This window comes from Acidovorax sp. 22279, from assembly GCF_052045435.1.
Taxonomy (GTDB): Bacteria; Pseudomonadota; Gammaproteobacteria; order Burkholderiales; family Burkholderiaceae_C; genus Acidovorax; species Acidovorax delafieldii.
In genome coordinates this window covers 38,907-53,388 of sequence record NZ_JBQEOV010000021.1, presented here as the reverse complement: position 1 = coordinate 53,388, position 14,482 = coordinate 38,907, and the positions used below count along the sequence as shown (strand labels likewise).

The 14,482-nt window shown below is 64.9% G+C and carries 11 protein-coding genes; 3 read left to right on the top strand and 8 right to left on the bottom strand.

Translation table 11 applies throughout. The features are described 5' to 3' along the window. Nucleotides 1-236: 236 nt before the first annotated feature. The gene (locus ACTJKQ_RS22175) at nt 237-2,018 is read left to right on the top strand and encodes a protein kinase domain-containing protein (RefSeq protein WP_440598074.1); all 1,782 of its coding nucleotides are present in this window, start codon (nt 237-239) and stop codon (nt 2,016-2,018) included. Between the two features lie 265 nt (nt 2,019-2,283). On the opposite strand, the gene ACTJKQ_RS22170 is transcribed toward ACTJKQ_RS22175, so the two are convergent. Then, on the bottom strand, nt 2,284-3,498 hold the full coding sequence (locus tag ACTJKQ_RS22170; protein WP_056058267.1) for an MFS transporter: 1,215 nt from the start codon (nt 3,496-3,498) through the stop codon (nt 2,284-2,286). A 488-nt stretch (nt 3,499-3,986) separates the two neighbouring features. On the opposite strand from ACTJKQ_RS22170, the gene ACTJKQ_RS22165 reads away from it, so the two are divergent. Both ACTJKQ_RS22165 and ACTJKQ_RS22160 read left to right on the top strand, forming a co-directional pair. Beyond that, entirely contained in the window at nt 3,987-5,636 is a 1,650-nt protein-coding gene (locus ACTJKQ_RS22165) for a methyl-accepting chemotaxis protein (protein ID WP_440598073.1), read from the top strand. 314 nt (nt 5,637-5,950) lie between these two features. Then, the gene (locus ACTJKQ_RS22160) at nt 5,951-6,448 is read left to right on the top strand and encodes a MarR family winged helix-turn-helix transcriptional regulator (protein WP_056743974.1); all 498 of its coding nucleotides are present in this window, start codon (nt 5,951-5,953) and stop codon (nt 6,446-6,448) included. 50 nt (nt 6,449-6,498) lie between these two features. Here the strand turns inward: ACTJKQ_RS22160 and ACTJKQ_RS22155 are convergent, their stop codons facing one another. From ACTJKQ_RS22155 to ACTJKQ_RS22125, 7 genes are all read right to left on the bottom strand, one after another. After that, entirely contained in the window at nt 6,499-7,275 is a 777-nt protein-coding gene (locus ACTJKQ_RS22155) for an enoyl-CoA hydratase-related protein (RefSeq protein WP_440598072.1), read from the bottom strand. A 23-nt stretch (nt 7,276-7,298) separates the two neighbouring features. Beyond that, a complete protein-coding gene (locus tag ACTJKQ_RS22150; RefSeq protein WP_395453475.1) occupies nt 7,299-8,291 on the bottom strand; it encodes a Bug family tripartite tricarboxylate transporter substrate binding protein in 993 nt (330 codons plus the stop codon). A 60-nt stretch (nt 8,292-8,351) separates the two neighbouring features. Then, nucleotides 8,352-9,995, bottom strand: coding sequence for a cyclohexanecarboxylate-CoA ligase (gene aliA / locus ACTJKQ_RS22145; RefSeq protein ID WP_436074760.1), 1,644 nt, complete (start codon nt 9,993-9,995; stop codon nt 8,352-8,354). Between the two features lie 70 nt (nt 9,996-10,065). Beyond that, on the bottom strand, nt 10,066-11,223 hold the full coding sequence (gene aliB / locus ACTJKQ_RS22140; RefSeq protein ID WP_440598071.1) for a cyclohexanecarboxyl-CoA dehydrogenase: 1,158 nt from the start codon (nt 11,221-11,223) through the stop codon (nt 10,066-10,068). Nucleotides 11,224-11,243: 20 nt separating this feature from the next. Continuing rightward, on the bottom strand, nt 11,244-12,026 hold the full coding sequence (badI, locus tag ACTJKQ_RS22135) for a 2-ketocyclohexanecarboxyl-CoA hydrolase (RefSeq protein WP_099730828.1): 783 nt from the start codon (nt 12,024-12,026) through the stop codon (nt 11,244-11,246). A 37-nt stretch (nt 12,027-12,063) separates the two neighbouring features. Continuing rightward, on the bottom strand, nt 12,064-12,831 hold the full coding sequence (gene badH, locus ACTJKQ_RS22130; protein WP_395453481.1) for a 2-hydroxycyclohexanecarboxyl-CoA dehydrogenase: 768 nt from the start codon (nt 12,829-12,831) through the stop codon (nt 12,064-12,066). A gap of 539 nt (nt 12,832-13,370) precedes the next feature. Continuing rightward, nucleotides 13,371-14,408 carry a LacI family DNA-binding transcriptional regulator gene (locus ACTJKQ_RS22125; RefSeq protein ID WP_440598070.1) on the bottom strand — a complete coding sequence of 346 codons (1,038 nt, stop codon included), beginning with the start codon at nt 14,406-14,408 and terminating at the stop codon, nt 13,371-13,373. Between the last annotated feature and the right edge of the window lie 74 nt (nt 14,409-14,482).

The window sequence follows — 14,482 nt, the reverse complement described above, 5'->3', positions numbered from 1 at the left end:
ACGCCTTCGTCCATACAACCCCTTGGTGCGCCGTTGCACCGCTGAATTGCGTGGCCCAGCTGGGCCGTTGCTTCGGGTAAGCAATGCCCGTGCCAGAGTTTGTGCACTGATGTGGGGTGATCCGGTGTTGTCCGCCCTGCAGAGGGCGGAGTTTTGGGTGTTGACGGGTGGCTCGGCTGCGCGGCGCGGTGCGTGCATGCACCACCTTGGGCATGGAACCTGCATGGAGGTGGTGCATGAGTTTTGAACTGGACATCGGCCACACCTCGCAGGCCGGGCGCAACGAAGTCAATGAAGACTTTGCCGCCCTGTTGCAGGGGCAGGGGCGCGACCGCGAACGCGGCGCCATCGCTGCCATTGCCGACGGTGTAAGCACCGGAGGCAAGGGCCGCGAAGCCGCACAGACCACGGTGAACACCCTGGTGAACGACTACTTCGCCACGCCCGACACCTGGGACACCACCGTGGCGCTGGACCGCATCCTGAGCGCGCACAACGGCTGGCTGGCGTCGATGAACCGGCGCCGCCAGCCCGCCGTGGGCCTGACCACGCTCACCGCCGTGGTGCTGCGTGGCCAGTCGTACACGTTGGCCCATGTGGGCGATACGCGCGCCTATCTGCTGCGGGGCGGCCGGCTGCAACTGCTGACGACCGACCATGTGATGGCGCAGCGTGACCTGGCGCACCAGCTCACCCGCGCCATGGGGCTGGACGACCATGTGGTGGTGGATTACAGCCAGGGCGAACTGCACAGCGGCGACCTGCTGGTGCTGCTGTCCGATGGCGTGCACGGCAGCCTGCCCGAGCGTGAACTGCGCCAGTTGCTGCTGCAGCCGCAGGATGCCAACACCGCCAGTGCCGCCAGCGCCCAGGCGCTGAGCGAGGAGATCACGCGCGCAGCCCTGCGCCGGGGCAGCACCGACAACGTGACCGCGCTGGTGGTGCGGGTGCAGGGGGCGCTGGAAGCCACCTTGCAGGATGAGTCCCGCCGGGCGCAGCACTTGCCAGTTTTGCCGCTGCTCAAGGTGGGCGAGCCGGTGGATGGCCTGGTGGTGACCGCGCTGGTGGCCGACAGCGGCGTGCACCGCATCTACCAGGTGCGCGACCCGGCCACACAGCGGCTGTACGCGCTCAAGACGCTGGTGCCCGCCCGCGCGCACGATGCGCAGGAGCGCGCCACTTTGGCGCATGAGGCCTGGGTGGCCCGGCGCATGCAGTCCGGCCATGCGGCGGTGCACCTTGCGCGCCTGAACACCTGGCCGCCAGAGCAGGGCGGTGCAAGCCCTGGCGCCAGTGCGTTTTATCTGCTCTATGACTGGCATGCGGGCCAGACCCTGGGCCAGCGCCTGCGCGGCCGCCAGCACCTGGGCGTGCCGCAGGCCGTGTCGGTGGTGATGCAGGCGGCGCAGGTGCTGGGCTGGCTGCATCGGCAAGGGGTGGTCCACCGCGACATCAAGCCCGACAACCTGCACCTGGGCGATGACGGTGTGCTGCGGGTGCTGGACCTGGGCGTGGCCCTGTCGGGCCGCGAGCCCGAGGCCACGCGCCGCCTGCACGCAGGCACCCCCAGCTACATGAACCCCGAGCAGTGGCCGGGCTATGAAAAGAACGGAGACCCGGCCGGCCAGTTGCCCGATGCGGGCAGCGACCTGTTCGCCCTGGGCGTCACGCTGTACCAGCTGCTGAGCCATGGGCGCCTGCCCTATGGCGAGGTGGTGCAGTACCAGCTGGGTCGCTACCACCGCGACCCGCTGGCCCCCAGCCGCCACAACCCCAGCGTGCCCATCTGGCTCGACCAGATCGCCTTGAAGGCCGTGGCCCGCCAGCGCACACAACGCTTTGAAACCGCCGAGGAACTGCTGCTGGCCCTGGAGCGGGGGGCTTCGCGCCCCTTGTCCGCCCCTGGCCCGCAGCCGCTGATGCAGCGCGATGCCACGGCGCTGTGGAAGATCGCGCTGGCGGTGAGTGTGCTGGTGAACCTGTTGCTGGTGTATTGGCTGCTGTTTCTGCCGCGATGAGATCGATGGTTCTGCTATTGAAAATATAGCTATCGATGCATATGAGAAATGCGCTTGGTGGCGATTGGGCTTGAAATGTGGGGGGGCGGCGCGTTGACTGACTACGGACGTTCACGCGCCCCGGGCGCGGCCACCCTTCTGGCGAAAGTGTGGCAAGCGCTGTCGCTGTCGCGCTTACTTGCTCAGCGCCGGTCATGCGCTGCGCGCACGGCCCCCCTTCTGGCGAAAACGCGGGCAATGCTGCGCATTGGCTGGCTACGCCGGCTCAGGCACTGCGTGCCCGACCGCCCTTTTCTGCCCACGTGCGGGTCCAGCGGATCTGCATGACCCGCAACAGCACCAGCATGGCAGCGGCGCACACCGCAATGCCCACAAAGCCCCACAGGTAGGTGCCGGTGTACTGGCGCGAAAAGCCCATGCCGTTGGGGATGAGGCCGCCACCCAGCGCGCCGATCTCGCCAATCATCGAGCCGGCGACGGCCGTGGACAGCGGCCAGCGCAGCGGCACCAGCTGGAACAGCGCGCCGTTGCCCGCGCCCAGTGCCGCAAAACACACCAGGAACAGCAGCATCGTCACCGGCAAGGAGTTCTCGGCCAAGCCGCAAAGCACCATGCTCACGGCGGTGATGGCCAGCACACCCGTGAGCGTGTTGACGCCGCCCCAATGGTCGGACAGCCAGCCGCCCATCACCCGCAGTGCCGCACCCAGAAAGGCGGCCAGCATGGTCAGTTGCCCTGCCTGCACCTTGCTCACGCCAAACTGGTCGTAGAAGTAGCTGGGCAGGAAGGCCGTCAGACCGATGAAGCCGCCAAAGGTCACGGCGTAGATCAGGCTGAACGCCCAGCCATCTTTTTCAAAGAGACAGGCAATGTGTTCGCGAAACGTGGCGTGGGGCGCGAGGTCTGGCGGTTCCTTCGCATACACCGCCATCACCACGGCGGGCACGGCCACGCTCACGGCGGCAAAGCCATACACTGCCTGCCAGCCAAACTTCTGCGCCAGGGCAGGCGCCAGCAGCGCTGCCACGGCAGTGCCCACATTGCCTGCGCCCACGATGCCCATGGCCAGGCCCTTGTAACGCGGTGGAAACGAGCCCGAGCCCAGCGACAGCGCCACGCCGAAGCTCGCCCCCGCCACGCCCAGCAGGATGCCCAGCGCCAGCAGGTCGTTGAAGGTGTGCACGAACAGGTAGCCATAGCCCATGGCCAAAAAGATGCCGGCCATCTCGACCAGGGTGGCGCGCTTGCGGCCGATGTACTGCGCCAGGATGCCGAGCGGAAACCGCATCAGCGCTCCCGCAAAAATGGGGATGGACAGCATCATGCCCATCTGGGTGGGGGAGAGCTGGAAACTCTCGCGGATGAACGGCGCCATCGCACCGTTGATGACCCACACCGCGCACGAAAAGCCGAAGTACAGAAACGACGCCCACAGCGTGGGTGCGTGGCCGGATTTGAGGAACTCTCTGAAGTAATGCATGGGTGTGAGTGCAAAGGGCTGAGGGGGTGACCCCTTCGCCCGGCCAGAAAACAAAAAGGCGTCCACACGGACCGCGCGGGCTGACAAGCCCCAACGCACTCCATGAAGACGCCAACGTCCTGTTCGCCCAATCCGCCATTGCACCGGGCTGACACGCGGCCAGCGTTGGCCGCGCCTTATGGCAAGCAATGGCTATGCCAGTGCCGATATGGGGGAGGGATTGTGAGGAAAATGCCAGAAAGCGCTTGTGAGTTAAGCACTGCCAGCTATCAAAAATGAAGCGTATTTTCTGCCGGATGCTCACTTTGGTGCATTGCAGCGGAGTGCGACGCACAGTGTTGGTGTTGCGCACTGAGTTGGTGAGTTGGCGATAGAGGCGCTATTTATCTGTTTCAAATCCATTGCCTTCGTCATAGGATGTGTTCGGCTTTTCCACTGCCGTGTTGCCCGGTCAGGGAGCGACAAGGCGTCTACGAAATGGGGTTCCCATGCGCGTCAATCTGCCGGTCAGCCAGCACGAATATGCGTTTCCCAAGGGCCAGACTCTGGTGTCCACCACGGACCTCAAGGGCCGCATCCTGTACTGCAACCCGATGTTCATCGAGGTCAGCGGCTACGAAAAGGAAGAGCTTCTGGGCCAGCCCCACAACATCGTGCGACACCCCGACATGCCCGAGGAGGCCTACCGCGACATGTGGGAGACCATCGCCAAAGGCATCCCCTGGTCGGCCCCGGTCAAGAACCGGCGCAAGGACGGTACGTTTTACTGGGTGATGGCCAACGTCACTCCGCTCATGCAGGGCGACCAGCCCACGGGTTACATGTCGGTGCGCACCGAAGCCACGCGCGAACAGATCCAGGCGGCCGAGTCGCTGTACAAGCAGATGCAGGCCGAAAAGCAGGCGGGCACGCTGGTGCACCGGCTGTCGGCCGGGCAACTGGTCAAAGACACCCTGTGGGGCCGTGTGGCCCGGGCTTTGGCGCTGGGGCCCATGGGCAAGATGATGGTGTGTACCTTGCTTCTGGTGGTGGCCTCGTGGTGCGCCGCCTTGCTGGGCGGGCACAAGCTGTCGTTGGCATCAGGGGCCGCGTGGCTGGGGGTGGTGGTGCTGGCGCTGGGCATGGCGGTCTACCTGCACCAGGTCACGGTGGCGCCGTTGTCGCAGATGCTGCTGTGGGCCAACCGCATGGCCGCGGGCGACCTTACCCAGAAGATATCGGCGTCGCGCAGCGACACGGTGGGCCAGCTGCAAAAGGCGCTGGCGCAGCTCAACGTGAACCTGCTGTCCATCGTGCGGGACGCCCGGCAGGAGAGCGAGCACATGCAGGTCTCCACCCGGGAGATTGCCCAGGGCAACCAGGACCTGTCGTCGCGCACCGAGGCGCAGGCCAGCAACCTGCAGCAGACAGCCGCGTCGATGGAGGAAATCACCGGCACCGTCAAGCAAACCGCCGAATCCGCGCGCCAGGCCACGGTGCTGGCGACCCAGGCCACCCAGGTCACCGAGCGCAGCAGTGCCGCTGTGGACGGTGTGGCCAGCACCATGAAGCAGATCCAGGCGGCATCCGGCCGCATCAGCGAGATCACCCAGCTGATCGACTCCATTGCCTTCCAGACCAACATCCTTGCCCTCAACGCCGCAGTGGAGGCTGCGCGCGCCGGGGACCAGGGGCGGGGCTTTGCGGTGGTGGCCTCCGAGGTGCGCAGCCTGTCGCACCGCACGCTCTCGGCCGCCAAGGAGATCCGCCAGCTCATCGACGACTCGGCCACCAAGGTGACCGAGGGCCATGAAAAAACCGACGCTGCGCAGAAAACCATGACCGAGTCGCTGGAGCTGGTGCGCCGGGTCAACACACTGATTGGCGAGATCCACAGTGCTTCCAACGAGCAGCTCAGCGGCATCTCGCAGGTCAACTCTGCTGTGGCACAGCTGGACACCATCACGCAGCAGAACGCCGCGCTGGTGGAAGAGAACGCCGCCTCGGCCATGCAGCTCAACGGCCAGGCGCAGACCATGACCGAGACTGTGCAGGTGTTCCGCATCGACGCGTCGGCACCCACTCAGTCGCGCGATGCGGTGGCGCTGCGCAAGGAGATGAAGGCCTCATCCAGCAGCCGGGCGCTGGCGGCGGCCTGAGCCCACACAGCCGCACGCGCTACAGCGCGCGATGACGGTGTTGTCTCCCCTATGGTCCGCCCGCTCGCAGTGCCGAGGGCGTTGGCCCGTTGCGCGACCGCGCTCGGTGGGTTGTGGATTTCGATCAGCAGCAGATCGCCAATGATTGTGTTGCGCACCGGGTGCTTGAATTCATGCAGTCCGAAGGGCAAGAGACAAAGCCGGTGGTTGGGTTGATCGTGATGGTGTGGTGCGGGGTGGATGGTGAAGTGAGACAATATGTTGACTTGATTGCCGCGCGGTTGCAGTCTGCACAACCCACTAAGAACTCACGCATGCACCACCCTGATTCCAAAGCACAGATTGCCCGTATGGAGCTGGCTAACCGGCTGTTTTTTCGGCTGTATCAATGTGCGAACTTGTTGCATAAAACCGGTTCGCGAGCGGTGGAGAGCGAGGGGCTGACCACGCAGCAATGGGCGGTGCTGGGTGCCCTTTCGCGCGAAGAAGCGCAGCAGGGTATGGGGGTGAACGAGCTGGCGCGCTACCTGTTGGTCAGCCGCCAGAACCTCGCGGGGGTGATTGGACGCCTGGAGCGCGATGGCCACATCTGTATGGAAACCGATGAGAAGGACCGCCGCTCCCGCCTGATCAAGATGACCGAGTCCGGACGCATGACGTGGCTGGTCAAGGCCCGGCCCAAGATCGATGCATATTACGAGCAGGCGCTGGACGAATTCTCGGTGGGAGACATCACCCACACGCTGCACTACCTGCTCAAGCTGCTGGACAACATGCAGCGGCTGGATACTGGCGCGGAGTCCGAGGGCTGAGCCTGCCAAGGACTTCCCGCTGCCGGTTGGGGGCAACCGAGGCCTTCAGCTCAGCGATGTTCGAATGCGGGGGCGCGTTTGTCGAGGAACGCGTGCATGCCTTCGTGGGCGTCGGCACTGGCAAAGCGCTCGTACAGCGCATGGCGCTCAAACAGAATGCCTTCGGTCAGCGGGCTTTCCCAGGCGCGGTTGACCGATGCCTTGATGGCCATGAGTGCGGGCAGCGAGAAGCCGGCAATCTGTGCCGCGAGGGTGAGCGTGCGGTCTAGTAACTCGGCGTCGGGTACGACGCGCGAGACCAGACCATAGCGGTCGGCCTCTTGCGCATCGAGCATGCGGCCCGACAGACACATGTCCATCGCTTTGGCCTTGCCGATGGCGCGCGGCAGGCGCTGCGTGCCCCCCGCGCCCGGCAGCATGGCGAGCTTGATTTCAGGCAGCGCGAACCGGGCTGATTCAGCGGCAACGATGATGTCGCAGGCCAGGGCCAGCTCACAGCCGCCGCCCATGGCAAAGCCTGCCACGGCCGCCAGCACCGGTTTGCGTACTTGGCGAATGGTCTCCCAGTTGCGGGTGATGAAGGCGCCCCGGTACACATCCATGAACGACCAGTCGGCCATGGCCGCAATGTCGGCACCGGCCGCAAATGCCTTGGTGCTGCCGGTGAGGACGATGGCGCCGATATCGTCTTCCGCATCGAAGGCCAGCAGGGCGGCGCCCAGCTGGTCCATCAGGGCGTCGTTGAGTGCGTTGAGCTGCTGGGGCCTGTGGAGCGTGATCACGCCCACCCGACCCCGGGTTTCCGTCAGTACCAAAGCATCATTCATGGAGGGTGTGGCGGGTGGCCGGGTCAGTCGATGTTGATCTTGGCTTCCTGGATCAGGCCAGACAGCAGCTTGGTCTCTTCGGTCAGAAGGGTGCGGAACTCGGCGTTGTCCAGGCCCACGGGCTCGGCGCCCAGCGATTCATATCGGTTCTTGGTGCTGGGCAGGGCCAGCACCTTGGCGATCTCCCGGGCCATGCGGGCCGTGACGTCTGCAGGTGTGCCATTGGGGGCCCACATGCCAAACCAGATGTCCAGCTCCGCACCCTTGAAGCCCAGCTCTGCCAGCGTGGGTACATCCGGGAAGAACGACGACCGCTTGGCCCCCGCCACGGCCAGCATGCGTACCTTGCCTGCGCGCACGTGCGGGAAGGCAATGCCTGGGTCAAAGACATAGTCCGCCTGGTTGGCCATCACATCCTGCAATGCGGGGGCTGCGCCCCGGTAAGGGATGTGCGTTGCAAACACGCCGGTGACCTTCTTGAACAACTCGCCCGCCAGGTGCGGTGGCGTGCCGGGGCCTGCGGAGGAGTACGACAGTTTGCCCGGGTTGGCGCGGGCATAGGCCACAAACTCCCTGGCGTCCTTGAAGGTGGACTGGGGCTTGACCACCAGGTACATCTGGCTGCGGCCCACGCCCGCGATGGGCGTGAGGTCCTTGGCCGGGGCAATGCTCTGCTTGAAGAGGAAAGGGTTGGCCGTTTCGAACGAAGTAGGCGCAATCAGGAAGGTGTGGCCGTCTGCAGGTGCGCGAATCACTTCGGCCGCTGCCACGTTGCCGCTGGCGCCAGGTTTGTTGTCCACCACAACGGGCTGGCCCAGCGCTTCGGTGAGCGACTGGGCCATGACGCGTGCCATCACATCGGTGGTGCCGCCTGGGGCAAAGCCGACCACGATCTTGACCGGCTTGGTGGGCCAGGCCTGCGCATGCGCCGTGCCGATGGCGCCCAGGACACAGAGTGCCAGGGCGGCAGACTGGATGAGGCGTCTGCGGATGGGGGAAGGTTGGTGTGTAAGCATGTCGTTGTCTCCTGCTGGTTTGTTGTGTAGTAGTGATCGACGGGAAAACGGTGGCAACCTTCAGGCAACCTGTTCGCGCAGCATTTCGCGCAGCTTGAACTTCTGGATCTTTCCGGACGGTGTGGCTGGCATCACGTCTCGCACGATCAGGCGCTCGGGGATGTACTGCACGGCAATCTTCTGGTCCTTGAGGAACTGCACCAGGCCTGGCAGGTCGATGGTCTGCCCGGGCTTGGGCACCACAACGGCGCAGGCCCGCTCGCCCAGGCGCTCGTCAGGGTAGGCCACGATGGCCGCCATGGCGATGGCGGGGTGGCGGTAGAGCAGCGACTCGACTTCGACCACCGGAATGTTCTCGCCGCCGCGGATGATCACGTCCTTGCTGCGGCCGGTGATGCGCAGGTAGCCGCGCTCGTCGATGCGGGCCAGGTCGCCGGTGTCGAACCAGTCGTCGGCGTCGGTGGCGTTTAGATGCGCACGGTGCAGGTAGCCGCCAAAGTTGGAGCATGAGCGCAGCAGCAGCTTGCCGGGCTCGCCTGGCGGCAAGGCGTTGCCGTCCACATCCACCACCTTGATCTCCACGCCAGGCAGTGGGCAGCCATCGGTGTTGAAAGAGCGTTCATCGTCGTCCTCCAGACGGGTGAGCGTGACAGCGCCGTTCTCGGTCATGCCCCAGGCCGAGACGATCTTGGCGCCCAGCGCCTTGCGCGCCTGTTCCACCAGCGGACCAGGGATGGGTGCGCCAGCGCACAAAAAGGTGCGCAGGCTGGGTACGGCTACGCCGCTGTCGGCCACCGCACGCGCCAGATCGGTGAGGAACGGCGTGGAGGCCATGGTGAAGCTGGCCTTCTCTGCATTGATCAGTGCAATGGCCTTGGTGGGCTCCCACACGTCCTGTAGCACGGCACTGGCCTGTAGGAGGATGGGCATGATCAGGCCGTACATGAAGCCCGTCTGGTGTGCCATGGGCGAGGCCATCAACACCACGTCGTCGGCACCCAGGTGCAAGCGCTCGGCGTACGGGATGATGTTGGCCATCACGGTGTTGGCCGAGTGCATAACGCCCTTGGGCTCGCCCGTGGTGCCCGACGTGTAGATGAGCTGGGTGACTTCGTCGGGGCCGGGGCGGTGGGCGGTCAGGATGGCTTGCGCATCGGGCTGCTGTTCCCATTCGGGACCGCTGAGCAGGGCGCCAAAGCTGTTGGCACCACTGCCACCGACCACCACCACATGCTTGAGGTGCGGTAGGGTGGGCTGGAGGGCGGTGATCATTTGCTCAAAATCAAACCCCCGAAAGGTTTGGGGCGCAATCACCACCTTGGCCTCGCCATGTTGCAGCATGAACGAGAGTTCGCGCTCGCGAAAGATGTGCATCAGCGGGTTCATTACGGCACCGATGCGCGAGCAGGCCAGGTAGGTCAGTGTGAACTGCCACCAATTGGGCAACTGGCACGCCACGATGTCGCCCCGGCCCACGCCCAGGCGCGATAGGCCCACGGCAATGCGATCAGCCATACGTGCCAACTCGCGGTAGGTAAAGCGGGTGGTGGCTCCCGTTTCCACTTGCAGCGCGGTCAGCGCCAGCTTGTCGGGGCAGGTGGCCACGCAGGCGTCCAGCGCATCGTTGATGGTGCGGTCACGCCAGTGGCCTTCGGCCACCCGCTGGGTGCGGCGCGGGGGGAGCAGTACAGCGTCAAATTCCATGGTCTTGTCTCCTGGTGTTGTTGTGGGTGATCCGTGGCCTGCGGTGAGCTGTGGTGACTTGGGGGGGCGCTCAGGCAGGCACAAACTTGCGGCCGGCTCGGGCGCGGGCGATGATGGTTTTCATGATCTGCGCCGTGCCGTCGCCGATCTGGAAGCCCAGCACGTCGCGCAGGCGCTGCTCCATCAGTCCGCGGTCGTAGCCGCCGTGGCCAAAGCACAGCAGGCATTGGTGGATCACGTCGTAGGCCAGCTTGGGGCCCCACCACTTGGCCATGCCGGCTTCTGCGGTGTGCGGCAGGCCCTTGTCCTTGAGCCACAGGCCCTGCAGGCACAGCAGGCGAGCGCCTTCGACCTCGGTGTCGTACTGCGCCAGAGGATGCGTCACGCCCTGGAACGCCGACAGCGGCTGGCCGAAGGCCTGGCGCTGGGTGATGTATTCCCAGGTTTCCTCCAGCGCCACGCGCGCCACGGCCAGGCATTGCAGACCGATGAGCGAGCGCGAGAAGTCAAAGCCGTGCATTACCTGCACGAAGCCCTTGTTCTCGTCGCCCAGGCGGTGGCTGATGGGCACGCGCACGTTCTCGAAAAAGATCGAGCCGCGGCCAATGGCGCGTTGGCCATGGCAGTCAAAGCGGTTGGTGGTGATGCCAGTTGTATCCATGGGCACCAGCACGGCAGTCACCCCATGCGCGGCCTGCTCGGGCGTGCCGGTGCGACCAAACACCACGGTGATGTCGGCCTGGTCGGCGGCCGAGATGGAGGTCTTTTCGCCGTTGATGACGTAATGGTCGCCATCGCGGTCGATCTTCAGGCGCAGGTTGGCGGCGTCGGAGCCGCCGCGCGGCTCGGTCAGGGCGATGGCGCAGATCGCTTCGCCTTGAATGAGCTTCTGCAGCCAGGGGCCGACCACGTCAGGGTTGCCATACTTGGACAGGATCTGCGCGTTGAGCGATGCCAGCAGATTCAGGTACGAGAAGCTCAGGTCGGCGCGGGCAATCTCTTCGTGGATCACACCCGCAGCCAGACACCCCATGCCCAGTCCGCCGAACTGCTCGGGCAACTCCGGCACGATGAACCCGAGCGTGCCCATTTCACGCAGCAGGGCGCGGTCCAGCACCCGGGTCTTGTCGCGCTCCAAAAAGCCAGGCGCGACCTTCTCCTGGGCAAAGCGGCGCACCGTTTCAGCCAGTGCCTGCAGGTCTTCGTTGATGTACGGGTTTGGGTTCATCGTTCTTCTCCGGCGGTTGCTTACTTCACGTACTTGCGGAATTCGGGCTTGCGCTTCTCTTTCAAAGCGTTCACGCCTTCTCGCGACTCTTCGGTGTCGTAATACAGCTTGAGCGCATACATGCCCAGGCCCGCAATGCCAGCCTGGTGGGCGGTGTCTGCGTTGAAGCTGCGCTTGGCAATGGCCAGCGCGGTGGGGCTGCGCTCGCACAGCTCTTCACCAATTTTTTGCACTTCTGCATCCAGCTCGTCGTGCGGGAAGCAGAAGTTGGCAAGGCCCATGGCCACGGCCTCGGCGCCGCTGTAGCGGCGGTTGAGGTACCAGATCTCGCGCGCTTTCTTTTCTCCGACGACCCGGGCCAGGAAAGCCGTGCCGTAGCCGGGGTCCACTGAGCCCATCTTGGGACCGACTTGACCGAACTGCGCCTTGTCGGAGCAGATGGTCAGGTCACAGATGGTGGCCAGCACGTTGCCGCCGCCGATCGCAAAACCTTGCACGCGGGCGATCACGGGCTTGGGCACGTCGCGGATGGCGGTGTGCAGCTCTTCCATGGGCAGCCCAATGGTGCCGCGACCGTCGTAGTTACCGCTGTGGGCCGATTGGTCGCCGCCAGTGCAGAAAGCGCGATCGCCAGCGCCGGCCAGCACGATGGCACCCACATCACGGTCATAGCCGGCCTTGTTCAGCGCCTTGATGATTTCGTCGCAGGTCTGACCGCGAAAGGCGTTCATCTTGTCGGGCCGGTTGATGGTGATCCAAGCCACGCCGTTACGCACTTCGTACAGGATGTCTTCGAAATTCATGGTGTTCTCTCGGTAAAGGTAAGGAGGTATCCGGGGATCAACCGTGCATGGTCAGGCCGCCCGACACGCTGATGACCTGGCCGGTGATGAAGCCCGCGTCATCGCTGCCAAAGAAGGCAATGGCGCTGGCCAGGTCATCGGGCTGGCCCAGGCGGCCCAGGGGGATAGCGCTGCGAAACGCTTCCAGCAGCTTGGCGGGGTCGCGGGCGCCTTCAGCCACACCGGCCAGCAGTGCGGTGTCGGTGGGGCCGGGGCAGACCACGTTGACGGTGATGTTCTGGCGGGCGTGCTCCCGGGCCAGCGTCTTGGACAAGGCCACCAGCCCTCCCTTGCACGCGGAGTACACCGCCTCGCCGGACGAACCACCGCGCGCCGCATCGGACGCGATGTTGACGATGCGGCCGGTCTTGCGCTCTGCCATGCCGGGCAGCACGGCGTGCAGCATGTGCAATGCACCCGTCAGGTTGATGGCAATGAGCTTGTCCCACTCGGCAGGCACGGTCTTGGTGAAAGGCTTGAACACATCCCAGCCGGCGTTGTTGACCAGCACGTCGATGGGTCCCAGAGCAGCTTCGGCGGCTGCCACGGCGGCGTCCACCTGGGGGCGCTGGGTGATATCGCACTGAAAGGCCTGGGCCACGCCTCCTGCAGCCTGGATGCCTTCGGCCACTTTCTGCGCAGCCTCCAGGTTCATGTCGAACACAGCCACCTTGGCGCCTTCTTCGGCAAAGCGGCGGCTGGTGGCCCCACCAATGCCGCCGCCGCCGCCGGTCACGATCACGGTCTTTCCATTCAGATTGCGCATGGTTCTCTCCTGAGTAGTTCGGGGCACACCCCCTGCTACAACAGCAGAAGGCAATTAAGACAACATATTTGCTTATCGTAGTGATGCAAATTGAATGTGTCAAACAGTTGTCGTTTGTGCTGAGGTAAGTGTTAACCCGAATTTTTGCCAGAAATCGATAGATTTATCGGTAGATAAGAGCACCTTTGATAAAAACTTTTTGTTGCCTTTGTGAAAATATATTGTCTTAAATTGAGGTGGGAGCTCTGTGCGCTGACTCCGAGTCGCATGCTGGGTAAGAGGTACCGCCGCGACGGCGTGCGCTGCGTGACTGTCAGGGTCTCGTCCCGTCTGCAGAGCCGGTGGGAGGCGTGAGCTCAAAGGTGGGCAAAGTGGGGTGTGCGCACGCGACGGTTGTGGCGTGCGACGGCGCTCACCCTGGCCTGAGTGACAGTGAGGGAGTGGGTTGTCTGCGAGAGACGAGCGACCGCGTTGCCGCCGGGTCTTGGCGTAGGTCTGGGCGGCGCTGTGGCGTCCGGTGGGCGCCGCGGAGAGAAGGGTCAGGTGCTCTCGCGCACCGTCAGCTCAAACCCCAGGTTCACCGAGTTGTGCTCTGGCACCTCGCCGCGCATCAGCGCCAGCAGCATGCGTGCGCTAGCCTCGCCCACGGCAGAGCGTGGCGTGTGTACCGTGGTCAGCGGCGGCAGCATCTGGTCGCTGCCTGCCAGGTCGTTAAAGCCCGCAATGGCCACTTGGCCGGGCACCGACAGACCCAGGCGCTGCGCGGCCAGCAGGCCTCCCTGGGCCAAGTCGTCATTGCAGAAGAACACGGCATCCACACCGGGGCGGGTGCGCAGCAGCTCTTCCAGCAGTTCCCCACCCAGCCGCATCGATGAGGGCTGCGGGCTCAGCAGCTCCAGCTTGGGGTCGTACAAGCCCGCTTCGCGCAGACAGCGGCGGTAGCCCTCTGCGCGCTGCATGGTGCGGGGGTCCAGCTGGGCGGCCACAAAAGCGATCTTTCGGTAGCCCCGCGCCAGCAGGTGGTCCGTCATGCTGTGGCCTGCATCCTGCTGCGAAAACCCCACGCAGAACACGCCGGGGGCCGAGGTCATCTCCATCAGGTGCACGCAGGGCACGCCGCTGGCGGCAATCAGGTGGCGCGCGGCCTCGGTGCGGTCAAAGCCGGTAACCAGCAGCCCGGCCGGACGGTGCGCGAGGTAGGTGCGCAGCAGCTGCTCCTCCTCTTGCGGGTCGTAGTGCGTGACGCCGATCAGCGCCTGGTAGCCCTGCGGGAACAGCGTGCGGTGCACGGCCTCCAGCACGTCCACAAACAGCGCGTTGGACAGCAGCGGCACCAGCACCGGCACCTGCACGCTGCGCTGTGACGCGAGTGCCCGGGCGGCAGGGTCGGGCACATAGCCCAGTCGCTCTGCGGCGGCCTTCACGCGCTGCACCAGTTCTTGCGCCACGCCGCGTTCTCCCCGCAGGGCGCGGGAGGCAGTGATGGGGCTGACCTCAGCGGCCTTGGCCACGTCGCTCAGCGTGATGCGGCCGCTGGAACGGCGTCTGGCGTCGGGTTTTGTCTCGGGTTTGTTCAAGGGTTAACCCTCGTGGGGCTGGGGATCGATCTGGTTAGGATAGCGCTGTCCAAACTCTTGGACAAGGCAACGCC